At 63.9% G+C, this 22,252-nt stretch carries 18 protein-coding genes; 5 read left to right on the forward strand and 13 right to left on the reverse strand.

The annotated features are described in order from the left end of the window. Positions 1-66 precede the first annotated feature (66 nt). Complete coding sequence (locus PP263_RS13475; RefSeq protein WP_308364062.1) at positions 67-420, forward strand: hypothetical protein; 354 nt, start codon at positions 67-69, stop codon at positions 418-420. Between the two features lie 164 nt (positions 421-584). Here the strand turns inward: PP263_RS13475 and PP263_RS13480 are convergent, their stop codons facing one another. The 8 genes from PP263_RS13480 to PP263_RS13515 all read right to left on the reverse strand — a co-directional run bounded on the left by PP263_RS13480 (position 585) and on the right by PP263_RS13515 (position 10,706). Next, positions 585-1,835: a DUF945 family protein gene (locus PP263_RS13480; protein WP_308364063.1), complete on the reverse strand. Its 1,251-nt coding sequence runs from the start codon at positions 1,833-1,835 to the stop codon at positions 585-587. 204 nt (positions 1,836-2,039) lie between these two features. After that, positions 2,040-2,939, reverse strand: coding sequence for a hydroxymethylglutaryl-CoA lyase (locus PP263_RS13485; protein ID WP_308364064.1), 900 nt, complete (start codon positions 2,937-2,939; stop codon positions 2,040-2,042). A gap of 124 nt (positions 2,940-3,063) precedes the next feature. Next, complete coding sequence (locus PP263_RS13490; protein ID WP_308364066.1) at positions 3,064-5,043, reverse strand: acetyl/propionyl/methylcrotonyl-CoA carboxylase subunit alpha; 1,980 nt, start codon at positions 5,041-5,043, stop codon at positions 3,064-3,066. A gap of 168 nt (positions 5,044-5,211) precedes the next feature. Next, positions 5,212-6,006 carry an enoyl-CoA hydratase/isomerase family protein gene (locus tag PP263_RS13495; RefSeq protein WP_308364067.1) on the reverse strand — a complete coding sequence of 265 codons (795 nt, stop codon included), beginning with the start codon at positions 6,004-6,006 and terminating at the stop codon, positions 5,212-5,214. A gap of 111 nt (positions 6,007-6,117) precedes the next feature. Beyond that, positions 6,118-7,725, reverse strand: coding sequence for a carboxyl transferase domain-containing protein (locus PP263_RS13500; protein WP_308364069.1), 1,608 nt, complete (start codon positions 7,723-7,725; stop codon positions 6,118-6,120). A 92-nt stretch (positions 7,726-7,817) separates the two neighbouring features. Continuing rightward, positions 7,818-8,987 carry an isovaleryl-CoA dehydrogenase gene (locus PP263_RS13505; RefSeq protein WP_308364070.1) on the reverse strand — a complete coding sequence of 390 codons (1,170 nt, stop codon included), beginning with the start codon at positions 8,985-8,987 and terminating at the stop codon, positions 7,818-7,820. A gap of 33 nt (positions 8,988-9,020) precedes the next feature. After that, positions 9,021-9,431 carry a MerR family DNA-binding transcriptional regulator gene (locus PP263_RS13510; protein ID WP_308364071.1) on the reverse strand — a complete coding sequence of 137 codons (411 nt, stop codon included), beginning with the start codon at positions 9,429-9,431 and terminating at the stop codon, positions 9,021-9,023. Between the two features lie 216 nt (positions 9,432-9,647). Continuing rightward, positions 9,648-10,706, reverse strand: coding sequence for a hypothetical protein (locus PP263_RS13515; protein WP_308364073.1), 1,059 nt, complete (start codon positions 10,704-10,706; stop codon positions 9,648-9,650). A 105-nt stretch (positions 10,707-10,811) separates the two neighbouring features. Here PP263_RS13515 and serB point away from each other — a divergent pair, with 105 nt between their 5' ends. Both serB and PP263_RS13525 read left to right on the forward strand, forming a co-directional pair. Continuing rightward, positions 10,812-11,924, forward strand: coding sequence for a phosphoserine phosphatase SerB (gene serB / locus PP263_RS13520; RefSeq protein ID WP_308364074.1), 1,113 nt, complete (start codon positions 10,812-10,814; stop codon positions 11,922-11,924). Between the two features lie 290 nt (positions 11,925-12,214). Further along, on the forward strand, positions 12,215-13,402 hold the full coding sequence (locus PP263_RS13525) for an erythromycin esterase family protein (protein WP_308364075.1): 1,188 nt from the start codon (positions 12,215-12,217) through the stop codon (positions 13,400-13,402). A 2-nt stretch (positions 13,403-13,404) separates the two neighbouring features. Here the strand turns inward: PP263_RS13525 and PP263_RS13530 are convergent, their stop codons facing one another. The 4 genes from PP263_RS13530 to epmB form a co-directional block, all read right to left on the reverse strand. Then, positions 13,405-13,536 (reverse strand): hypothetical protein, encoded by a 132-nt coding sequence (locus PP263_RS13530; protein WP_308364076.1) that lies wholly within the window; start codon positions 13,534-13,536, stop codon positions 13,405-13,407. 241 nt (positions 13,537-13,777) lie between these two features. Further along, positions 13,778-15,733 (reverse strand): M1 family metallopeptidase, encoded by a 1,956-nt coding sequence (locus tag PP263_RS13535; RefSeq protein WP_308364077.1) that lies wholly within the window; start codon positions 15,731-15,733, stop codon positions 13,778-13,780. A gap of 444 nt (positions 15,734-16,177) precedes the next feature. Further along, complete coding sequence (locus PP263_RS13540) at positions 16,178-18,265, reverse strand: EAL domain-containing protein (RefSeq protein ID WP_308364078.1); 2,088 nt, start codon at positions 18,263-18,265, stop codon at positions 16,178-16,180. A gap of 215 nt (positions 18,266-18,480) precedes the next feature. Beyond that, positions 18,481-19,518: an EF-P beta-lysylation protein EpmB gene (epmB, locus tag PP263_RS13545; RefSeq protein WP_308364079.1), complete on the reverse strand. Its 1,038-nt coding sequence runs from the start codon at positions 19,516-19,518 to the stop codon at positions 18,481-18,483. 80 nt (positions 19,519-19,598) lie between these two features. Between epmB and efp the strand changes: the two genes are divergently transcribed. After that, complete coding sequence (gene efp, locus PP263_RS13550; protein WP_308364080.1) at positions 19,599-20,171, forward strand: elongation factor P; 573 nt, start codon at positions 19,599-19,601, stop codon at positions 20,169-20,171. Positions 20,172-20,411: 240 nt separating this feature from the next. Beyond that, positions 20,412-21,365: an EF-P lysine aminoacylase EpmA gene (gene epmA / locus PP263_RS13555; protein WP_308364081.1), complete on the forward strand. Its 954-nt coding sequence runs from the start codon at positions 20,412-20,414 to the stop codon at positions 21,363-21,365. A gap of 45 nt (positions 21,366-21,410) precedes the next feature. Here the strand turns inward: epmA and PP263_RS13560 are convergent, their stop codons facing one another. After that, entirely contained in the window at positions 21,411-22,199 is a 789-nt protein-coding gene (locus PP263_RS13560) for a GNAT family N-acetyltransferase (protein ID WP_308364082.1), read from the reverse strand. Positions 22,200-22,252: the final 53 nt, after the last annotated feature.

The following is a 22,252-nucleotide window of genomic DNA, read 5'->3' on the forward strand; positions in this document are numbered from 1 at the left end:
CTCTGATAACCGCATTTAGTACCTTACACCACACTAGGACCTGAGCATTATCAAACGAGAACGAGCATGCCCCAACAGTTTCCCATCGGCACCGACGAGTCCCGCGAGCAGTCGGGCCGCGATCTCGCCACCCTGGTCTACCTGATCCAGGCCATCAGCCTGTTCACCGCAGTGCCTTTCTTTATCGGGGTGATCATCAACTACGTCAAGCGGGGCGATGTACGCGGCACCCTGGCGGAGTCCCACTTCCGCTGGCAGATACGCACCTTCTGGTTCTGGCTGCTGTGGACGATAATCGGCTCGGCGACCTGGTGGCTTCTGGGCCTGGGTTTCCTGATCCTAGGCATCGCCTGGGTGTGGGCGATCTATCGGGTGGTCCGCGGCTGGCTGGTTCTGGCGGACAACCGCCCGGCCTACTGACCAGGCGATCCGAATTTGCAGGGTGCGCACCACTAGAGAACCGGCCCAGGCGCTGGCCCGACAGGTGCGCATGGCGCACCCTACAAAACCCCGCTTAGAACTCAAGTTTCGAGTTCGAGGCGCCTGCCGATGGCAAAAGCCGGAACTGAATCCCGGAACTTGAGTCAGAATTTTCCTGTGAGCGCCAGCAGGAAGAGATCCGGCGGCAGTTCCTGGCCGTTTACCTGCAGCCGCCCACGCTCCACCTGCAGGTGCATCTGCAATTCCCCGTTATTTTCCAACAGCAGCCCGTACTGGCGCAGCACCGTGGCCTGGCCGATCAGTGGCGATTGCATCAGCGCCTGCTCCGCGGCGCTGAAGGTCAGGTCGCAGGTGAGCGGGCTCAGCCACCACGGGCCCCCGCCGCTGTCCACCGCCCGCGCGCCGGAGCGCTGGCCGCGCCAGTCGATATCCGCATCCAGCAGCGTCGGGCCATTGGCAGACTCCACAGACAGCTGCTGTTGCAGTTTCAGGGGCCTGTCCAATACCCGCTGCCAGTCGCGCTTCGCCGCAGGGGTGGCCAGCGCTTTCAAGTAGTGGCCCAAATCGGCCCAGGAAATATGTGGCAGGGTCAACTGCTGCTGCAGCGAAGTCACCGGCGTGGCCGACTGAACCTGTGGCACCTGCAGCGTGGAGGCCAGTTTAATTGCCCCCGCTGACACCGGCTGCATATCCAGTTGCAGGGAAATATCCCGCAGTTCCAGCGGCCCGGAATCCGATTCGGTGCGCAGCAGCGGCAGGGTGACGGTCGCTTCTCCGTCCCCCCCCGGGGTGTAGAGAATGTCGGCGCGGGCCTGCTCCAGGTGGAAGGTCTCCCGGCCACCGATCGAGTGGCGAACCACCCCGAGTTCCAGCACGCCGGTCAACAGCGAGCCGCTGTAGTCGGTTTTCACCAGCAGCTCCGCACCTTCGAATACCAGTTCGCCACCACTGTCGCTACGGGTAAAGGGTTCCAGCCGCAGGTAATTCACTACGCGGTTGTCCGTTCCCACCAGGGATTCGAGTACCAGCGGACTGTGATCCAGGCGGCCGTAGAACCGCTCCAGCTGCCCGCGCAGGGCCGGTGCCAGCTGCTCCACGGACAGGCGAGTCTCGCTGTACACCAAGCCGATGCGCGGGCCGCGAGCGGTGAACAGCAGCGGGCCGTGCTGTATCTCGCTGTGCAGCCGGGTGTTGCCCTCCTCCGTCGCCAGGTCGGTGTTGGTCTCGGCACCGAACCAGCCGCGCTGGTAGGGCCCTGCCTCGCCGCCGCGCAGCCGGCCGAGTTGCTGTTTCCACACCTCCTCCACCTTGGGCCCGATAACTCCAGGGGCCGCCAGGGCAGTGGCGACCAGCAGGACGGAAAGGGAAATCAAAACAGTGCGCAGTAGCTTCATTGGGGCATCGGAATTTGGAAATTTCCGTCGATGTTAGCAAATTCCGGGGGAGGTGGTGACGGTAATCGACGTTCAGAAGGTCAATCCCGAAATGGGATATCCCTGTGGGAGCGGGCCATGCCCGCGATCGGAGCCCAGGTGTACCCAGGTAGCTCGATCGCGGGCATGGGCGGATGGCCGCCCCCCCGCTCCTACAGCAACCACTCAGGCTGCGGCGAGGGCCTTTGCCACGCGGGAATTGGTCTCGCGGCCCAGTTCGGCGGAGATGAAGTTGCCAGCCTCCGCCAGCCGGCGCAGATCCACCCCCGTCTCGATCCCCAGACCGCTCAGCAAGTACAGCACATCCTCGCTGGCCACATTGCCGGAGGCGCCCTTGGCATAGGGGCAGCCGCCGAGGCCTGCCACCGCGGAATCCACCACTGCCACCCCCAGTTGCAGCACAGCGTAGATATTCGCCAGGGCCTGTCCGTAGGTATCGTGGAAATGCACCGCGAGCTTTTCCAGCGGCAGCCGCGCGGCGACGGTTTCGATCATGCGCTTGGCCGCCTCCGGCGTGCCCACGCCGATGGTGTCGCCGAGGGAGATCTCGTAGCAACCCATTTCGTACAGCGCCAGGCTGACCTCCGCGACCTTCGCCGGGTCGATTTCCCCCTCATAGGGACAGCCGAGCACACAGGACACGTAGCCGCGCACCGGAATGCCGTCCGCCTTTGCACGATCCAGCAGTGGGCGGAAGCGTTCCAGGCTCTCGGCAATGGAGCAGTTGATGTTTTTCTGCGTGAAGGTTTCCGAGGCGGCACCGAATACGGCCACCTCGTCCGCCTTCGCCTCCAGGGCGCGCTCGTAGCCCTTCAAATTGGGGGTCAGTGCGCTGTAGCAGACACCGGTGGCGCGGCGGATACCCGCCAGCACCTCTTCGCTGGCGGCCATCTGCGGCACCCACTTGGGGCTGACGAAGCTGCCCGCCTCGATAAACTGCAGCCCGCTGTCGCTGAGTTTGTCGATCAGTGCGATGCGGGTGTCGATGGAAATTTCCCGCTTTTCGTTCTGAAGGCCGTCGCGGGGGCCCACCTCCACCATTTTCACCTTATTCGGGAGACTCATATTTGCAGTATCTCTTTTCATTGCGAAGGTAGGGTGCGCCGTGCGCACCGAAAAAGGTCCGGCTCCGCCTCAGCCTCACAACGGTGCGCACGGCGCACCCTACGGCGGCCAATCCGAGGCGCCGTTATTCCTCCGCGAAGTCAATCAGCAGACTTCCGCCATCCACCAGTTCGCCCTCGGCACAGAAAAACTCCCGTACGGTGCCGTCGGCCGGGGCGCGCAGCGTGTGCTCCATTTTCATGGCTTCCAGCACCAGCAGTGGCTGGTCTTTTTCCACCCGCGCGCCCGGCTCCACCAGCAGGGTGACGATAGTGCCGTTCATGGGTGCATCCAGGCCCTGGGCGCGGTCGCCGCCCTCGCCCAGCTCCGGTGGCAGCAGGCTGAACTCCACCTGGGTGCCATCGATAAAAACCGAGCCGCCATCCCGCGTCTGCACGCAGGAATAGTTCATCCGGCGCCCGTCCACCAGCGCGATTTCCCGGCCGGGGAGCGGGCGGATTTCCCCCTGCATGTCTCCGCACTGCCAGTGCAGCTGCTCGCCGCTTTGACGGAAGCTGAGTTGCACCTGCCGGCCGTGGTACTCGATATTGTGGCTGCGCGCACTGGCCAGGTTGCAGCGCCAGTTGTCGCCGCCGTGCCAGGGGGAGTGTTCATCCGCCTTCGGTGCGGCGGCGCGCAGGTCGCGGCGCTCCCGGTCGCTCAGGCAGGCGGCGATGGCGGCGCAATTCAACGGCGTCAGCTGGGGCTCCTGTCCCAGGATTTCCGCCTCAAAGTCCTCGATAAAATGTGTGGACACCCGGCCCCCGGCAAATTCCCGGTGGTTGATCACCCGGCGCAGGAATTCGATATTGTGACGCACACCGGCGATCTGGTATTCCTGCAGCGCGCGGTCCAGTTTCGCCAGCGCCTCGCGGCGGCTGCGCCCGTGGCAGATCAGCTTGGCGATCATCGGGTCGTAGTGCACGCCGATTTCGTCGCCGCTCTGCACACCGGTGTCCACACGCACCGACTCGGATTCTTTCGGCGGCCGGTGTCGGACCAGTTTGCCGGTGGCGGGCAGGAAGTCGTTGTCCGGGTCCTCGGCGTAGATGCGCACTTCCATCGCGTGGCCGAGGATATGCAGGTCCTCCTGCTCCAGCGGCAGGGGGTCACCGGCGGCCACTGCCAGCTGCCAGGCCACCAGATCCTGGCCGGTGATCATTTCGGTGACCGGGTGCTCCACCTGCAAACGGGTATTCATTTCCATAAAGTAGAAAGCGCCGCTGGCATCCAGCAGGAATTCCACCGTACCCGCACCCACGTAACCGATGGCGTGGGCCGCGCGCAGCGCCGCCTCGCCCATGCGCGCGCGCAGCTCTTCGGTCATGCCCGGCGCGGGCGCTTCCTCCACCACTTTCTGGTGGCGGCGCTGCACCGAGCAGTCGCGCTCGAACAGGTAGATGCCGCCGCCCTTCTGGTCGCAGAACACCTGGATCTCCACGTGGCGGGGACTCACCACGTAGCGCTCCAGCAGCATCAGGTCGTCGCCGAAGGCGTTTAGCGCCTCGCGCTTGGCGGCCTCCAGCGCCGAATGGAAATCCTCCGCCCGGTCCACCCGGCGCATCCCCTTACCACCACCGCCGGCGGCCGCTTTCAGCAGTACCGGGTAGCCGATGCGCTGGGCGTGACCCTCGAGAATACCGGGGTTCTGGTTGGTGCCGTGGTAGCCAGGCACCAGGGGTACCCCCGCGTCCTCCATAATCCGCTTGGCAGCGGACTTCGAACCCATGGCCTCGATTGCGCCGGCCGGCGGCCCCACGAAGACAATGCCGGCACTGTCGCAGGCTCGGCAAAATTCGGCGTTTTCCGACAGGAAACCGTAGCCCGGATGAATGGCATCGGCGCCGGTCTGCGCCGCCGCATCCAACACCTTGGAGATGTCCAGGTAAGAGTCCTTCGCCGGCGCCGGTCCCAGGCGCACCGCCTCGTCCGCCAGCTGCACGTGCAGTGCGTCGGCGTCCGCATCGGAATAGACAGCGACGGTTGCCACGCCCAGGCGGCGGGCGGTTTTGATAATGCGGCAGGCGATTTCGCCGCGGTTGGCTATCAGTAGTTTGCGAATCATAAAATCAGTACAAGTTGAATGGTGCTGAGATCAAGCGCGGTGGCGGCCCTGCTGCCGGGAACTGTTTGCGGGACACGCCGTGAATACATCCCTGTAGGCTTGTCCGCGAGGTCCCTCTCGCAGACAGTCCCGCAAACAGTTCCCGGCATCAGGCCCTTCGCATCGGACTCACTGTTTCTTAATTTGCCAGTTGGGCGCACGTTTTTCGAGAAAAGCGCCGAGCCCTTCCTGCCCCTCCGGAGAAACCCGTACCGCGGCGATCAGCGCGCTGGTCTGCCCCTGCAGCTCCTCGTTGATCACCCGGTTGGACATGGACATCGCCAGTTGCTTGGCCATGGCCACTGCGCGGGGGCCATTGGCGGCAATGGTGTCCGCGAGATTTTGCACGGTGGAGTCCAGTTCATTCTCGGCGCAGACTTCCGATACCAGGCCGATCTCCCGCGCGCGTTCGGCGGAAAAGCGTTCCGCGGTGACAAAGTAGCGCCGCGCCTGGCGGGTGCCGACGGCGTTGATCACGTAGGGACTGATCGTGGCCGGCAGCAGGCCGATTTTCACCTCGGACAGGCAGAAACTGGCGCGCTCGCTCGCCACGGCAATATCGCAACAGCTCACCAGGCCCACACCGCCGCCGAAAGCGGCGCCCTGTATCCGCGCGATGGTGGGCGCGGGAAAGGTGTCCAGTTTATGCAGCATCGCGGCCAGGGCGGCGGCGTCGCGGCGGTTTTCCTCTTCGGAATAGTCCGCCATCCGCTTCATCCAGTTCAGGTCGCCGCCGGCGGAAAAGCTCTTGCCGTTCGCCGCCAGTACCAGGGCGCGAATAACGGGGTTTTGCGAGAGCCGGTCGAAAGTCTCGCCCAGCTCGCGGATCAGTTCATCGTCGAAGGCGTTGTGCAGCTCCGGGCGGTTGAGGGTGACGGTGGCGATACCTCGCTCGTCGATTTCGGTCAGCAGCTTGTCGCTCATATTCAATTCCTTAGCCTTCGGCGCCTGTTAGTCGTTTTTTGTAGGAGCGGCCCATGGCCGCGATCAGTGTTTCTATTCGGCAAAGGCCGCTCCTACAGGGTGCCTACCCTACTACATGCGGAATACGCCGAACTTTGTTTCTTCCGGCTCTTTGTAGCTCGCCGCGGCGAGGCACAGGCCCAGCACGCGGCGGGTATCCGCCGGGTCGATCACACCGTCGTCCCACAGCCGCGCGGAGGCGTAATAGGGGTGCCCCTGGTGTTCGTAGTCTTCGATGATCGGCCGCCTGAAGGCCTTTTCCTCCTCGTCGCTCCAGGATTCTCCGCCGGCGGCCATCTGGTCCTTTTTCACCTGCGCCAGCACACCGGCGGCCTGTTCGCCGCCCATTACCGAGATGCGCGCGTTTGGCCACATAAACAGGAAATTGGGATCGTAGGCGCGGCCGCACATGCCGTAATTGCCGGCGCCGAAGGAACCGCCGATCAGCACGGTGATCTTGGGCACTTTTGCCGTGGCCACCGCGGTCACCATCTTGGCGCCGTGCTTGGCGATGCCGCCGGCCTCGTACTGCTTGCCCACCATAAAGCCGGTGATGTTCTGCAGGAATACCAGCGGAATCTGTCGCTGGGCGCACAGCTCGATAAAGTGCGCACCTTTTTGCGCGCTCTCGGAAAACAGGATGCCGTTGTTGGCGACGATACCCACCGGGTAGCCGTGAATGCGTGCGAAGCCAGTCACCAGGGTGGTACCGTAGAGGGCCTTGAACTCGTCGAATTCGGAGCCGTCCACCACCCGCGCGATAATTTCGCGCACATCGTAGGGGTGACGGGAGTCCTTCGGCACCACGCCGTAAAGTTCCTCGACCGGATAGGCGGGTTCCACCGGGGGGCGGATATCCAGCTGCGGATTCTTGATGCGATTCAGCCGGCTCACCGAGCGCCGCGCCAGTTCCAGCGCATGCACGTCGTTGTTGGCGTAGTGGTCCGCCACCCCGGAAGTGCGGCAGTGCACCTCCGCCCCGCCCAGTTCCTCCGCGGAGACTTCCTCGCCGGTGGCCGCCTTTACCAGCGGCGGCCCGGCGAGGAAAATCGTCGCCTGCTCTTTCACCATGATCGACTCGTCCGCCATCGCCGGCACATAGGCGCCACCGGCGGTGCAGCTGCCCATCACCACGGCGATCTGCGGAATATTTTTCGCGGACAGGTTGGCCTGGTTGAAGAAGATACGCCCGAAGTGCTCGCGGTCCGGGAACACTTCGTCCTGGCGCGGCAGGTTGGCGCCACCGGAATCCACCAGGTAGATGCACGGCAGCTTGTTCTGTTCGGCGATCATCTGCGCGCGCAGGTGTTTTTTTACCGTGAGCGGATAGTAGGTGCCGCCTTTCACCGTGGCGTCGTTGACGACGATTACGCAGGGCTGCCCGGAAACGGTGCCGATGCCGGTAATAATCCCCGCGGCCGGCACTTCCTCGCCGTAGACCTCGTAGGCAGCCAGTTGCGAGAATTCCAGGAAGGGGCTTCCCGGGTCCAGCAGCGCATCAATACGATCCCGGGGCAGCAGCTTGCCGCGGGCCAGGTGCTTTTCCCGCGCATTTTCCCCGCCGCCCCGGGCGATGGTTTCGACTTTTTCCCGCAGGTCGGCGACCAGCTTTTGCATCTGTTCGCGGTTTTCTGCGAAGGCGGGGTCGCGGGGGTTAATTTTGCTGTGTATTTGGTTCATAGATATTTTGGCATTATTAGGCGAGCCTCCGGCCCGCGTGCGGAGCTGGAGCCTTCAGCGCTCCAAGGTAAATGGCTCCGCGGTCCCAGGACTCAGCGGGTTTCGTTGAACAGCTCGCGGCCGATCAGCATGCGACGCACCTCGGAGGTGCCGGCGCCGATCTCGTACAGTTTGGCGTCGCGCAGCAGGCGGCCGGTGGGGTACTCATTGATATAACCGTTGCCGCCCAGAGCCTGGATGGCCTGCAGGGCCATTTGTGTCGCGCGCTCGGCAGTAAACATGATTACCGCGGCGGCGTCCTTGCGCGAGTCCTCACCCCGGTCACAGGCGCGGGCCACCGCATAGAGATAGGCGCGGCTGGCGTTCAGGTCGGCGTACATATCGGCGACCTTTCCCTGCATCAGCTGGAATTCGCCGATGGCGCGGCCGAACTGCTTGCGCTCGTGGACGTAGGGCACCACCGCATCCAGACAGGCCTGCATAATACCCACCGGGCCGCCGGAGAGGATGGTGCGCTCGTAGTCGAGACCGCTCATCAATACCCGCACGCCGCCGTTCAGTTCGCCGAGGATGCTTTCCTCCGGCACTTCGCAGTCCTCAAACACCAGCTCGCAGGTGTTGGAACCGCGCATGCCCAGCTTGTCGAGTTTCTGCGCCTGGGAAAAACCTGGGAAATCCCGCTCGACGATAAACGCGGTGATACCGCCGGAGCCCACTCCCGGCTCGGTGCGCGCGTAGATCACGTAGGTGTGCGCATCCGGGCCGTTGGTGATCCACATCTTGTTGCCGTTGAGGATGTAGCGGTCCCCTTTTTTCTCCGCGCGCAGCTGCAGGCTGACCACGTCGGAGCCCGAGTTGGGCTCGCTCATCGCCAGGGCGCCGATGTGTTCTCCGGAGCAGAGTTTGGGCAGGTATTTTTCCTTCTGCTCGCGGGTGCCGTTCTTGCGGATCTGGTTGACGCACAGGTTGGAGTGGGCACCGTAGGACAGGCCCACGGAGGCGGACGCGCGGGAGATTTCCTCCATAGCCACGGCGTGGGCCAGGTAGCCCATGTCGGAGCCGCCGAACTCCTCCTCGACGGTGATGCCCAGCAGGCCCAGCTCACCAAATTTTTTCCACATGTCCGCGGGAAACAGGTTGTCCTCATCGATCTGAGCCGCGCGTGGGGCCAGTTCCGCCTGGCAGAACTTGTAGACCATATCGCGCAGCATATCGATCTCCTCGCCGAGGCCGAAATCGAGGGTGCGGTAGGGGGTATTCATAGCGACTCCAACAGGGTTTGCCAGTTGCTCTATTCAGGAAGGGTTTTTGTGGTGGTCCGGTGAAAGCGCGGCGCGGGCGCGCGCCTCCGCTCGATCCAGTTCCTCCATCAGGCTGTGGATGTCGCGCAGCTGCTGTTGCAGCTGCGCGCGCTTCTGTTCGATGTACTGGAGCAGCCGCTGCAGCTGCTCCACATTGCCGTGAGCCGGATCGTACATATCGATAATTTCCCGGCTCTCGTCCAGGGAGAAGCCCAGCCGTTTGCCGCGCAGGATCAGCATCAGCCGGACTCGATCCTCGGGGCTGTAGACACGGGCCTGGCCGCGCCGCGCCGGACTGAGCAGCCCCTTGTCCTCGTAGAAGCGGATGGCGCGGGTGGTGATGCCGAACTCCTGCGCCAATTCGGAAATGCTGTAGCTGCCGGGCTCGATGGTTTCGGTCTTCATATCGGCTCTCTCGGGTTGCGGGAGGAGCTTAGCAGAGGGTTACGTTGACGTAAACGTAAAGCAAGAGCCGAGACTGACCGCGGGCTGGATGCCAGTCGCATTACTTTTTGCCGGCGACTGTAGGAGCGGGCCATGCCCGCGATCGGATTTGCTTCGTAGCTCAGGTCGATCGCGGGCATGGCCCGCTCCTACAGGGGGAAAAACGGATTGAAAGCGTCAGGTATTGGCCAACTGGCGCAGTTGGCTGTCGAGCAGTTTTTGGTAGCTGGGCACCAGGCCGGTCACCTCGGCACCCCAACTGGTGGTGTGGCACTCCACCCGGCTCAGCAGCGCCGCGTCCTCCAGCAGCTGCGGGTGCAGGGCCAGGCCGCGGGGGTGGCTCAGCAGTTGCTCGCCGGAGAAGTCGCAGAACCGGGGCTCCGCGGGCACCACCGCCGCGGCCAATTGCAGGCCGGCAGCGCGGCTGGCCTGCTGCAGCTCGCGCAACAGCAGGCCGCAGCAGACCGCGCGGAAGGCGGCATCCCCGCCGCTGAAACCCAGCCCCAGTTGCGGGCCCGAATGGCGCAGCGGCCGGGCGTCGTAGATCCGGCGCAACAGCTGCAGGCGCTGGTCCAGGTCGCCCTGCAGCTTGTCCAGTGCCGCGCGGCTCAGCTGGTTGCCCAGTTGCGCCCAGTTCAGCGGGCGCAGGTAGAGCCCCACGGTCACCTCCGGCTCCGGCGCGGGCGCCGGCCTGGCGGGCACCACCGGCAGCGGGCGCCGGGAGGGGAAATTGCCCGCGGCCAGGGCCGCGGCGGCGCTGACCGGCAGCGCGAACACCAGGCTCAACAGCAGGCTGGCCCAGGGAAAACCTACGCCGCTGCCGGGCACCAGGTTCAGGGTCACACTGCCGGCCAGGCTGTCGTGCAATACCACCGGCGCGCTGACCGTTTCCCCCTGGTGGGTATCGCCGACCTGGGCCAGCGCGTTGGACTCCACATCCTCCACGGTGACGCCGGTAACCGCCGGCAGTTCCAACAGCTGCCGGGCCAGCAGTTGCATGCTGATGCGGTCTCCGGCGACGATCCGCTCCAGGCTCTGTTGTGCCAGGAAGGCCGCAGCCGCCTTCGCCGCGGCTCTGTCCCTCTCTGCGGCGTCGGCCTTCTGCTGGCCGTAGTAGTGGCCCAGGGCGGCGCTGCAAAAGAGTGCCAGCACCAGCCAGATGCCGCCGGCCAGCAACTGCTGCCGGGTGCGGCCGGGCAGGCGGGACAGGAACTCGGGAAGGTTGCTGGCAAACATAGGGAAACCGCGTGGGCATTTATTGAAGTCAGGGATTTTAGCGAATAATGACGCCGGGGCTATAATGCGCGCCTTCTTTTCATCCAGCCGCGGAAACACAGCACTATGGGCGAAGCGCCGACGCAACAGGAGTTCCAGCTGTCCCTGGAGCAAATTCGCACAACTGCCGCCGACGGCCCGCTGCACTACCTTGAATACCGGGGCGGCGACGCCCGGCTGGGTCTGGAGTACAGCGGCCCGCCCCCAATGGAGACAGCTACAGCTGCGGGCCCCCTGTCCCCCATGCCCGCGGAGCCGGCGCCGGTGACCGCCCCCTGGTGCGCCACACTGCTCTCCCCCAACGCCACCCTGGAGCAATTGCGCCGACTGCTGGCATTTTTTGCCGAACAGGGCTGGGAGGTGACCGCCGCCGACACCCTGGCGCGTCATCCCGGGTGCACAGTGATCCGCTTCCAACTGCAGGCGGAGCTGGAGTTCGAAGCGGCGAAACACGCCTGCCTGGAACAGGCGGAGCGGCTGGTCGCCGATCTGGTGCTGCAGCCCGGCGCCAGCCAGCGGGTGCCGGGGCTGGCCGGCTTCGATATGGACTCCACCCTGATCGATGCGGAGGTAATCGACGAACTGGCGAAGATTCTCGGTATCGGCGACCAGGTGGCGGCGATCACCGAGGCGACGATGCGCGGCGAACTGGATTTTAAACAGAGCTTCAGGAAGCGCATGGCTCTGCTAAAGGATTTTTCTGAGCAGCGCCTGGCCGAGATAGCCCCGAGGCTGCCGATCAAGCGGGGGGCCGAGCGGCTGCTGACTGCCCTGCGCGCACTGGGCTGCAGAACCGCGATTCTCTCCGGTGGCTTCACCTATTTCGCCAATTACCTGCGGGCGAACAAGCTGCCACTGGACTTCGTTCACGCCAACCAGCTGGAGTTCGCCGACGGCAAGCTGACCGGCGACGTGATCGAACCGATTATCGACGGCGCGCGCAAGCGCGAACTGCTGCAGCGGCTGGCCGATGAGCTGAACCTGCCCCTGGAGCGGGTGATCGCCGTGGGCGACGGCGCCAATGATATTCCCATGCTCAGGTTGGGCGCCCTGGGCATCGCCATTCACCCCAAGCCCAAGGTGCGCCGGGAGGCGCCCCAGTCCATCGACAGTTTTGGGCTGGATGCGGCCCTGTACCTGTTCGGCCTGAATGACCGGCAGATAGAGGCGTTGCTGTAGGAGCGGGCCATGCCCGCGATCGGGTTTGCTTCGTAGCTCAGGCCGATCGCGGCCAGCGGCCGCTCCTACAAAGGGGAGTCCAGGCCATCGCATGGGGGGGCAGCGGTGGTAGCACTATCCTTTCAAAGACACCGCCCGTTTTTGTCCACCATCCATGGCCGGATTGATGACAGCATCGAGCAAAGACAGAGCCCCCTTCCCCGACCAGCTGCGCGACCTGCAACGCCCGCTGCGGGGCCGGGCAGACCTGGCCCCCCCTGATCGAAAAGCTGGCCTCAGCCCGGATAGTGATGCTGGGCGAGGCCTCCCACGGCACTTCCGAGTTCTATGTCTGGCGCGCCGCCATCAGTCGATGGTTGATCGAGGAGCACGGGTTCGACTTTGTCGCGGTGGAAGGCGACTGGCCCGACTGCTACCGCGTCAACCGCTACGTAAAATCCTATCCGCAAGCCGGTGAGCACGCCGAATCGGTGCTGCGCGATTTCGATCGCTGGCCCACGTGGATGTGGGCCAACTGGGAGATGGTGGCCTTCGCCGAGTGGCTGCGCAACCACAATACCGGACGCGAACGCGGGGCCGGCTTCTACGGGCTCGACGTGTACAGTCTGTGGGAATCCCTGGAGGCGATCATCGGTCACGTGCGCCGAAACGATCCGCAATCACTGGCCCTGGCAGAGCGGGTGTTCAACTGTTTCCAGCCCTACGGGCGCGACGAGCAGCGCTATGCGCGACATACAACCGCAACGCACCAGGATTGCGCGGATGAGGTGGTCCGCCTGCTGCTGCGACTGGCGCACCGCCGCCCGCGTTTCGATACGGACCCCGAGGGCGACTTCGACACCGAGCAGAACGCCCACGTGATGGTGAACGCGGAGCGCTACTACCGCACCATGGTGCTCGGCGGCCCCGGCTCCTGGAACCTGCGCGATACCCATATGATGGAAACCCTGAACCGCCTGATGCAGCACCACGGGCCGGACAGCAAGGGCATCGTATGGGCCCACAACACCCATGTCGGCGACGCCCGCGCCACCGACATGCGGCACGAGGGGATGTACAACATCGGCCAACTGGCGCGTGAGGAGTGGGGCTCCGGACGGGTGCGTCTGGTGGGCTTCGGCTGTCACCGGGGCAGCGTGATCGCCGGCAGAGCCTGGGGCAGCCAGCAGCAGAAAATGCCGCTGCCGGAAGCTCCCGCGCACTCCTGGGAAGGCGCCATGCACGAGGCACTGGGCGACGACGGGCTCTTTTTGCTGGACGAGACCGGGGAGCGGGATGATTTTTTGCAGGCCCGCGGACACCGCGCCGTCGGCGTCGTGTACAACCCGGAGTACGAGCGGTTCAACTATGTGCCCACCGAACTGGCGCGCCGCTACGACGCTTTTTTATATCTGGAGGAAACCCGGGCGCTGCACCCGCTGCATGTGAAGACATCCGCGGAGGCGGCACCACCGGATACCTTTCCCTGGGGTTTCTGAACTCAGCCCTGTGTGACGCCGGCGTGGGGAAAAGGTATGGGCGCAGGTTTGCCGCGCTCGTCGTCACAAACCTTGTTATTGCAGCCGGCGACGATCAGCGCCAGCAGCAGAACCGAAAAAGATAGATAGTGCACCGTCCTGATCTCCATATGGCGGCCTTGTGCATGCGCACTTTACTGCAAATTCAATTTCCGTTGCCAGTGCATACTCCCATGCCCGCAGCAGCGGAATGGGGGGGGGTGGATTTTACAAAAATTTACATTTGGAAGGGTTTGTCTGGTGGAGCAGCCCTCCCCCCAATCCCTCCCAACCCCGCTCCCGGGGAGCACAGAGCCCCCCTCCTCCGCGGGGAGAGGGGCTGGGGAGAGGGGTTAGTTACTCGCCGTCGTCGCCGTAGATAACCTTGCTGTTCACCTTCACCGTCAGCGGGTGATAGCCGGCCTTGGCATTTTCAAAAATGCGCTTGGCCAGGTCTCCCTGGCCGGTCTCCACCAGCTCGCTGTACAGCGGGCGCAGGAACTTGTTGCGGCCGATGGTGGTGAGGAAATTCTCCAGGCGCCCGTAGGCGGGCTTGTACTGGTTGTGCACCGCAATCATCAGCCAGCTGAAGGCAACTTCGTTGTTTTTCGATTCGGTCAGTTCGAAGGTGCTGTCCAGTTCTTTCAGTTGCGCTTCGCTCAGTTTTTCCGGCATGCCGTCGAGGAAATATTTCCACTGGTGGTAGGTCCAGCCGCTGGTGTCGATATCCTTCGCTGAAATCTCGCCGTCCAGCCACTGCTGGCGCAGCGGATCGATTTTGCTGAAGGCATCCGATTGCGGATGCGGCGCGCCTTCCGGAATGCCCGGCTCATAGATCCACTCGTGAATCCGCTCCGCATCCAGCTTGTCCGGATATTGCTTCAGCAGCGTCTGGTTCAGGTAATCCACGAAATCTTCCGTGGTGATGCTCTGGAAGGCAAAGTGGTTGAAGTAGTCCAGCAAGAACTGGTCGAAATTCTCGCGGCCGATTTTCTGTTCCAGTTCGAACAGGAACAGGGAGCCCTTTTCGTAGGGGATATTGGAGAAGACCTCGTCCGGATCGCGGCCGCGCAGGTCGATGGCCATAATCTCGTCGCGGTCCTCCCTGTCCGCCAGGTCCGCCTGCAGGTCGTCGTAGCCCAGCGCCATTTCCATGCGGTAGCGCTGGTCGCCGTAGATATTCTGCATGATGCGGTTGGTGAGGTAGGTGGTGAAGCCCTCGTTCAGCCACAGGTCGCGCCAGCTGGCGTTGGTGACCAGGTTACCGGACCAGGAGTGGGCCAGCTCGTGGGCGATCAGCGCCACCAGGCTCTTGTCACCGGCGATCACCGTGGGCGTGATAAAACTCAGGCGCGGGTTCTCCATGCCGCCGAAGGGAAAACTCGGCGGCAGGATCAGCAAGTCGTAGCGGTCCCAGCGGTAGGGGCCATAGACCTGCTCGGTGGCCTCGAGCATGGACTCGGTGTCCTCAAACTCCTCAGCGGCGGCGTCGAGCAGCGCCGGCTCGGCGTAGACGCCGGTGCGCTCGCCCATGGACTTGAATTCCAGGTCGCCCACCGCCAGCGCCAGCAGGTAGGAGGGGATCGGCTGCGGCATTTCAAATTCGTAAACGCCGTCTTTCTCCGTCTCCGGATCGTTGTCCGCGCTCATCACCGCGCGCAATTCTTTCGGCGTGCGGATAATGGCGTTGTAGGTCATGCGCACCTTGGGGGAGTCCTGCAACGGCACAAAGCTGCGCGCGTGGATCGCCTGGGCCTGGGTGAACAGGAAGGGATGTTTCTTGCCCGCGGTCTGCTGCGGCTCCAGCCACTGCACACCGGAGGCATTCGGCGAGGTGCGGTAGCGGATGGCCACGGCGGTGGCATTTTTCGGCAATTTGATCGACAGCGGCGTGCCCAGGTGATCGTCCTTTTCACCCAGGGAAAATTTCACCGGTTCCAGCCGCTCGCCGTGGCCGGCCTCGACGGATTCGATAGTGAGGTCCCGGGTATCCAGCACCAGCGGCGGGTTCTTTTTTGTGAGCCGCTTGATTTTCAGCCGGGCTTCACCTTCCAGCACCTTGCGGGAAAAATCCACGGTGAGATCCAGGTCCAGGTGCTTGATGCGGTAGTCGTCGGTGTTGGCGAAGGAATGGTAGTCCACGCCGGATTTCGGGGCCTTTTTGTCTGCAGCGGCCTTATCGGCGGAGTCGGCCGCAGGGGCTTCGGCCTGCGGCGCGGCGCTTTCATCCTTTGGTTCGGGTTCAGATTTTGCGCAGCCGCCGAGGGCGAGGGCGCCGAAAAGAAAACTGGTACAGAGTAAGCGGGGCAGCATGGATTGGCTCCAGAAATATTCTGCTTATTGAAACGCGACACAGGATACAGGAGCAACGGGGACAAATCAGCCGGGAGCAGAACCAATGCGGAAAGGTGCCCTGTAGGAGCGGCCGTTGGCTGCGATACCAGCTAAGAAAAATGGCCTCGATGAGAAGGTCCTGCTACCAGGGGTCTTTTGCGGGACCGTATGAGGCATGGATGCCGATTACGAGCGTACGACCGCCATGGATGGCGGAAGTGCAGATTTTGCAGGAGCAAAAATCTGTCAGGGATGTATTTAAGGGGGGGCACCCAGCCCGTGTCTCGCAAAAGACCCCTGGTGGCAGGACCGCCCATCCTTAACTACAAGGCGTTGAAGCCGATCGCGGCCATGGGCCGCTCCTACAGGGAGGGAGTAGCACGAAGCTTATTAGGGGCGAATCCTGTGTTCGCCCCTCGAGATTCAATCCAGGCTGAAATCGAAGTCCATCGCCTCGCCGGGCGCCTGGACATAGTAGCCCTGGATATAGTCGGTGCCGGTCTGCCACAGGGTGGGCAGCATGCTGGCCTGTTCGATGTGCGGCACTATCACCTTGGTGTTGGCCTCGCTCAGCTGCTTGACCAGGTTGGCCAAGGTTTCGCTGCTCTCACCCTCGTCCTGCACCTCGCGCACGAAGGAAGGGTCCACCTTGGCGAGATCCACCTTGACGTGCTCCAGGGCCTTGAAGGGGTTGAGACCGGTGCCGAAGTGGCACACGGCCACGCGGCAGCCCAGGTCCTGTACCTGTTTGGTGAAGTCCCGCGCGGCGTGCAGGTTGCTGTTGATATCCTCCTGGCGCAACTGGAAGGTCACTGCCTTTGGGGGCACTTTGGCGGCCTTGAAGGCCACCGCCAACCAGGCCGGCAGGCCGCTGTCCAGAAGCGAGGCGGCGGTGATATGCAACAGCAGCGACACTTCGTTACCCTTAGCGCGCTGGGCGGCGGCGGACTTGATCGCGGTGAGGGTCACCCAGCGGTCCATTTTGGTGGAGAGGCCGGCGTCGCCGAGGGCCTCGAGGAAAGCCACCGGCGCCAACTGGTCCTTGCCGTCCACCAGGCGCACCAGCACTTCGTAAATCTGCTCGCCACTGCCCTGCAGGCTGAGGATCGGCTGGTATAACAGCTTCAGCTTGCCCGCCTCCAGCGCCTGTACCACCCGGGCGCGGTGGTAGGTGTCGGCGTCGCCCTCCTTGCCGGCGTCCGGTTCGTAGAGGGCGAAGCCATTGCCCTTGGGGTTTTTCTGCAGCGCCTGCTTATGGGCGTGCAATGCCTGGTCGAGTACTTTCTGTGCATTGCCGGACGCCTCGCTAAGCAGCGAGATACCCACCGAAGCGGTGATCTGCAGAGTCTTGCCGGCGGCGTCGAAGATGGTGTCGGAGATTTTTTTCAGCAACTCGCGGGTGCGGTGCTCGGCGCTGTCCGGGGTGGTTTCCGGTATCAGCAGGCAGAAGCTCTCGTCCCCGTAGCGGGCGATCATGTCGCCGCGGCGCAGGCTGGATTGCAGCAGCTCGGCCATATTTTTCTGCAGCGCGTCGGCGCCCGCCACCCCCACCACTTTCTGTACTGTCTCTTCGAAGCCGTCCACCTCGATATAGATCAGGCCGCCGGTGCGCTGGGTGCCCGCGGTGGATTTAATGGCGGAATTGAGCAGTTGCACGAAGTGCTGGCGGTTGTAGAGGCCGGTGAGCGGATCGCGGTTCTTGATGTCGCTGAGCTGGGCCTCCAGCTCCTCGGTGTCGCCGCTGCGCGAGGCGATGCGCACCTGCAGGCAGCGCTCGTCGTCGTACACGGTGGAGAGCACCTGGGCGCGGGTGGGCAGCGGGCTGCCGGAAGCGGTCTTGGCGGTGAATTTCCACTCGCGGGCCTCGACTTCGTTGTTGTCGATGGCGCATTGCTTGAGAAATTCCCGCCCGGCTTCCTGTTCGCCCGCCGTGAGCATATCGATCAGCGGCTGGTACTCCACATCCTCGTTGCTGCGGTAGCCAAAGCGCTCGGCAAAGGAGTCGTTGGCGTAGACGATCAGGCCGTCGGACACATAGGCAATGGCGTCCTTGGAGCTGTCCAGCAGTTCCTTGGCGCGTTGAAGGGTGGCGTGGTAACGCTGGTCGTGCAGGCGCGCCACGCGGCGGTTGGCGAGCGCGGTGAGTTCGCGCTGGATCACCAGCAGCAGGTGCTGGTCCTCGTCCACGGTTATGACATCGCGGGCGCCGAGTTTCAGCCCCTCCACCGCCGGTTGCGCGCCGCTGCGCTCGGTAAGCAGCAGCACCGGCACGTCTTTCTGCAGTTTGCTGATGGTGCGCAGCGCAACTGCGGGAGGCAGCTGTTGGCTGTTTTCCGCGGCGATCAGCAGGTCCCAGGCTTTGTCCTGCAGCAGCTTGGTCAGCGCGGCCTCGCTGGCCACGTGTTGCGCGCGGTTGGGACGACCGGCGTTGTGCAGCATGCTCACCAATCTTTGGGCTTCGGTGGGGGTATCGTGGATCAATAAAAGTCGAATGGTGTCGTTGCTGCTCATTATTTGCTCTTGTTAACTACCGTCGCGTCAGGCGAGCCCGCTAGTTTATTGCTGCGCGACTGGGACTTACAAGGCGGGAGTGGCAACCGCGTCACACTATTCGAAGCAAATGGGAAGGCCAATGATTAGGAGCCTGTTGAAGTCTTCGCAAACTGAGACTTGGGAAGAGGCCCAGCCCCGCCCGGAAACCTCAGCGCGAGACTCCAAACAGGCTTTCAGAGCGGCGTCTTGGATGCTTCCCCGGGGATTTCCCGCACCAGTCGCGGCACCAGGTAGCCGGGCAACCGCCGGCGCAGCTGTTCCACCAGTTCCCGCGCGCGGGCGTCACACACCTCGAAGTGCGCCGCCCCCTGAACCCGGTCGAGCTGGTGCAGGTAGTAAGGCAGCACACCGGCGGTGAAGAGCGCCTCGCTCAGGTCTTCCAGCGCCTCGGCGCTGTCGTTTACCCCTCGCAGCAGTACCGCCTGATTGAGCAGGGTGACTCCGGCATCACGCAATTTTTGCAGGGCGCTGCGGACCTCGCCGTCTATCTCGTTGGCGTGGTTGCAGTGCAGCACCAGCACCGGCTTGAGCCGTGAACCGGTGAACCAGTCGATCAGTTGATCGGTGATCCGCGCCGGCACCACTATCGGCAGGCGGCTGTGCAGCCGCAGCTTGTCCAACTGCGGAATCGCCGCCAGTTCGCCGCTCAGCCACCGCAGTTGGCGGTCGCTCAGCACCAGCGGATCGCCGCCGCTCAGAATCACCTCGCGCAGATCCGCCTGTGAGCGGATATAGTCCAGCGCTTCCACCCACTGGGTGCGGCTGAGGTGGTTGTCGCCGTAGGGAAACTGGCGGCGAAAGCAGTAGCGGCAGTTCACCGCGCACTGGCCGGCGGCGATCAGCAGCAGGCGGCCGCGATACTTGTGCACCACACCGGGCCGCGGGTTGGCCTCGGCCTCGCGCAGCGGATCGGCGCTGTAGCCGGGGCTCGCCTCCAGCTCCGCGGCGGCGGGCAACACCTGTAACAACAGCGGGTCGCGGGGATCGCCGGGGCGTATACGCTTGAGGTAGGGCCTGGGGATACGCAGGGAGAAGTCGCCGCCCGCGGCGAGTGCCGCCGGCAGCTGCGCCGGGTCCAGTTCCAGCAGTTCGATCAATTCGCGGGGATCGGTGAGCAGGTCCGCCAGCTCCTCCTGCCAACGCCGCTGCCGTCCCGCGGGGACTGCCTCGCGGGCAACGATTTCACTGGCGGCTGGGGCGTGCTGTATCATAGGCGGCTGTTTGCAAATGGCTGAAGCGCGCAAATTTTAAGCACTTCATTAGAAATTGAAAGTTTGTTTTAGAGGAATCCATGGCTAGTTACTCCACCAACGAATTCAAGGGCGGCCTCAAGGTAATGCTCGACGGCGACCCCTGCTCCATCGTGGAGAACGAATTCGTCAAACCCGGCAAGGGCCAGGCATTTAACCGCGTGAAGCTGCGCAACCTGAAAACCGGCAGGGTGTGGGAGCGCACCTTCCGCTCCGGCGAGAGCCTGGAGGCCGCGGACGTGATGGACCGCGACATGGAGTACCTCTACAACGACGGCGAGTTCTACCACTTTATGGAGCCGGAGACCTTCGAGCAGCACCAGGCCTCCGCCGACGCGGTGGGCGACGCCGCCAAATGGCTGAAAGAACAGGATATATGCACCGTGACCCTGTACAACGGCGCGCCGCTCGCGGTCACTCCGCCCAACCATGTGATCCTGGAGATCACCGACACCGATCCGGGCCTGCGCGGCGACACCGCCCAGGGCGGCACCAAGCCCGCCACCCTGATCACCGGCGCGGTGGTCAAGGTGCCATTGTTCCTGGAGATCGGCGAGACCATCAAGGTGGACACCCGCACCGGTGAGTACCTGGGGCGCGCCAAGGAAGACTGATCACTTTTTCTGTAGGAGCGGGCCATGCCCGCGACAAATCGGCAGGATAGCCGATTTGGACGCCGCAGGCGCCCGGAGGGCGAGCACCATGGACAAATCAGCCGGAAGCGGATTTGAGCAGCTTTAGCTGGCCGAAGGCCGAGGCACATGGATGTGCCGAGCTATTGTGCGAGTCAGCGGCATGTGCTACGTAGCAAGATTGATCGCGGGCATGGCCCGCTCCTACAAAGTTTCTCCCACATGACAGAGAATTCCTGGCAACCCACCGCTTCCGTCGAGGCCCTGCGCCACCGCGCGCGGCTGCTGGCCGATATCCGCCGCTTCTTCGCCGATCGCGATGTGCTGGAAGTGGAGGTGCCGCTGCTCTCCCGCCGCGCCACCAGCGATCCCCATATCGAGCCCATCACCGCCCTCTGCGGCGGCGAGCCCGCCTACCTGGCCACCAGCCCGGAATTCGGCCTCAAGCGGCTGCTGGCCGCGGGGGTGGGGGACTGCTACAGCCTCGGCAAGGCGTTTCGCGAGGGCGAGGCAGGCGGCCGCCACAACCCGGAGTTCACCATGCTGGAATGGTACCGGGTGGGCTGGGACGACCGTCAGTTGATGGAGGAAGTGGGAGAGTTGCTGGGCCTACTGCTCGGCACTGAACGGGTGCGCTCGCTCAGCTACCGCGAGCTGTTCCTGCAACAGTTGGAACTGGACCCGCACACCGTCTCCGATGCGGAACTGCGCGACTGCGCCGGCCGCGAAGTGGAGCTGTCCTTCACGCCCGCCACCCGCGATGAGTGCCTGGACCTGCTGATGAGCCACCGCCTGGAGCCGGCCATGGGCGAGGGCATCACCCTGTTATACGACTTCCCCGTCGGGCAGGCGGCCCTGGCCAGGGTGGTGGAAGACGAGACCGGCACCGCCGTGGCACGGCGCTTCGAGGCCTACGCCGGCGGTATGGAACTGGCCAACGGCTACTGGGAACTCACCGACCCCGAGGAACAGCTGCGCCGCTTTCACGCGGACCACCGCTACCGGGCCGCCCACAAGCGACACGTGTATCCTTTCGAGGAACGGCTGGTGGAAGCGCTGCGCGCCGGAATGCCGGAGTGCGCGGGAGTGGCACTGGGCGTGGACCGAGTGCTGATGCTCGCCGGCGGTTATTCGCGGATCGACGAAGTCATCGTATTTCCCATTGACCGTGCGTAGGGTGCGCCGTGCGCACCATTGACCGGGCGGTGCGCACGGCGCACTCTACGGCTCGTAGCGATAGCGGGTCACCTCGCCCACGGCGAAGAAACCGGTCTCAAGATGGAGCTCCTGCCGCTCCACCGGTGTCAGCGCCACCGCGTGCTTGTGATGGCTGCCCAGCGCCTGGGCCACCAGGTAGTTGAACAGCGCACGGCCTATACCGCGGCCCCGGTATTCCTCCCGGGTGATCAGGTCGTAGAAGCCCAGGGCATCGGCGGAGGCGAACAGGCAGCCCGCGGCCACCGGCCTGCCCTCCCACTTGCCCAGGAACAGTTTCAGGCGACCGCGCTTGTGCTCCGGCAGCTCCTGCAGCTTACGGTAGAACTTCTTGATCTGCGGCCCCTCGCGCGCGCCGCTGAACGCTTCCGCCTGCAACTCTGCGTAGTCGGCTATCTCTTCCGCGGCCGCGGGCGCCAGTTCCAGCTCCGGGGGGCACTGATCGTCCGCTGCCAGTCGCTGCACCTCCACCGCCATGGCCACCAGGGTATCCTGGCGCACCACCCCCAATTCCGCCAGTTCGGCGTGGTCCAGCGGCTTGTTGGCGCAGTGCCAGAGGGTGAAGGGGCTGTGGCGCTCGGCGAAGTAGTCCACCACGAAGCGCTGCAGTATGCGCGTGGGCATCACCGCATTGCTCACCACTTGGTTGAAGGTGTGGGACAGCAGGCCGCTGTCGGTGCGCAGTACGCCGGTGATCTCCCGGGTGTGATCCGGGTTCAACAGGCCGGCGCAGTAGCTGGCCTTGGCCTCCAGATTGCGGCAGACGAGGTTTTTGGCGCTGAGACTGTATTTCATTCTTACAAGAATAGCGGTTGGCCGGAGGGGTGTAGGTGTGGGATGCCCCTACA

Origin of the sequence: Microbulbifer sp. TB1203 (genome assembly GCF_030997045.1) — a bacterium.
In the GTDB taxonomy this organism is placed as follows: domain Bacteria; phylum Pseudomonadota; class Gammaproteobacteria; order Pseudomonadales; family Cellvibrionaceae; genus Microbulbifer.

Excerpts from the sequence above, each read along its gene's own strand:
- PP263_RS13475 (WP_308364062.1), top strand. The coding sequence starts at position 67 with ATGCCCCAACAGTTTCCCATCGGCACCGACGAGTCCCGCGAGCAGTCG.
- PP263_RS13480 (WP_308364063.1), bottom strand. The coding sequence starts at position 1,835 with ATGAAGCTACTGCGCACTGTTTTGATTTCCCTTTCCGTCCTGCTGGTC.
- PP263_RS13485 (WP_308364064.1), bottom strand. The coding sequence starts at position 2,939 with ATGAGTCTCCCGAATAAGGTGAAAATGGTGGAGGTGGGCCCCCGCGAC.
- PP263_RS13490 (WP_308364066.1), bottom strand. The coding sequence starts at position 5,043 with ATGATTCGCAAACTACTGATAGCCAACCGCGGCGAAATCGCCTGCCGC.
- PP263_RS13495 (WP_308364067.1), bottom strand. The coding sequence starts at position 6,006 with ATGAGCGACAAGCTGCTGACCGAAATCGACGAGCGAGGTATCGCCACC.
- PP263_RS13500 (WP_308364069.1), bottom strand. The coding sequence starts at position 7,725 with ATGAACCAAATACACAGCAAAATTAACCCCCGCGACCCCGCCTTCGCA.
- PP263_RS13505 (WP_308364070.1), bottom strand. The coding sequence starts at position 8,987 with ATGAATACCCCCTACCGCACCCTCGATTTCGGCCTCGGCGAGGAGATC.
- PP263_RS13510 (WP_308364071.1), bottom strand. The coding sequence starts at position 9,431 with ATGAAGACCGAAACCATCGAGCCCGGCAGCTACAGCATTTCCGAATTG.
- PP263_RS13515 (WP_308364073.1), bottom strand. The coding sequence starts at position 10,706 with ATGTTTGCCAGCAACCTTCCCGAGTTCCTGTCCCGCCTGCCCGGCCGC.
- serB (WP_308364074.1), top strand. The coding sequence starts at position 10,812 with ATGGGCGAAGCGCCGACGCAACAGGAGTTCCAGCTGTCCCTGGAGCAA.
- PP263_RS13525 (WP_308364075.1), top strand. The coding sequence starts at position 12,215 with ATGCTGGGCGAGGCCTCCCACGGCACTTCCGAGTTCTATGTCTGGCGC.
- PP263_RS13535 (WP_308364077.1), bottom strand. The coding sequence starts at position 15,733 with ATGCTGCCCCGCTTACTCTGTACCAGTTTTCTTTTCGGCGCCCTCGCC.
- PP263_RS13540 (WP_308364078.1), bottom strand. The coding sequence starts at position 18,265 with ATGAGCAGCAACGACACCATTCGACTTTTATTGATCCACGATACCCCC.
- epmB (WP_308364079.1), bottom strand. The coding sequence starts at position 19,518 with ATGATACAGCACGCCCCAGCCGCCAGTGAAATCGTTGCCCGCGAGGCA.
- efp (WP_308364080.1), top strand. The coding sequence starts at position 19,599 with ATGGCTAGTTACTCCACCAACGAATTCAAGGGCGGCCTCAAGGTAATG.
- epmA (WP_308364081.1), top strand. The coding sequence starts at position 20,412 with ATGACAGAGAATTCCTGGCAACCCACCGCTTCCGTCGAGGCCCTGCGC.
- PP263_RS13560 (WP_308364082.1), bottom strand. The coding sequence starts at position 22,199 with ATGAAATACAGTCTCAGCGCCAAAAACCTCGTCTGCCGCAATCTGGAG.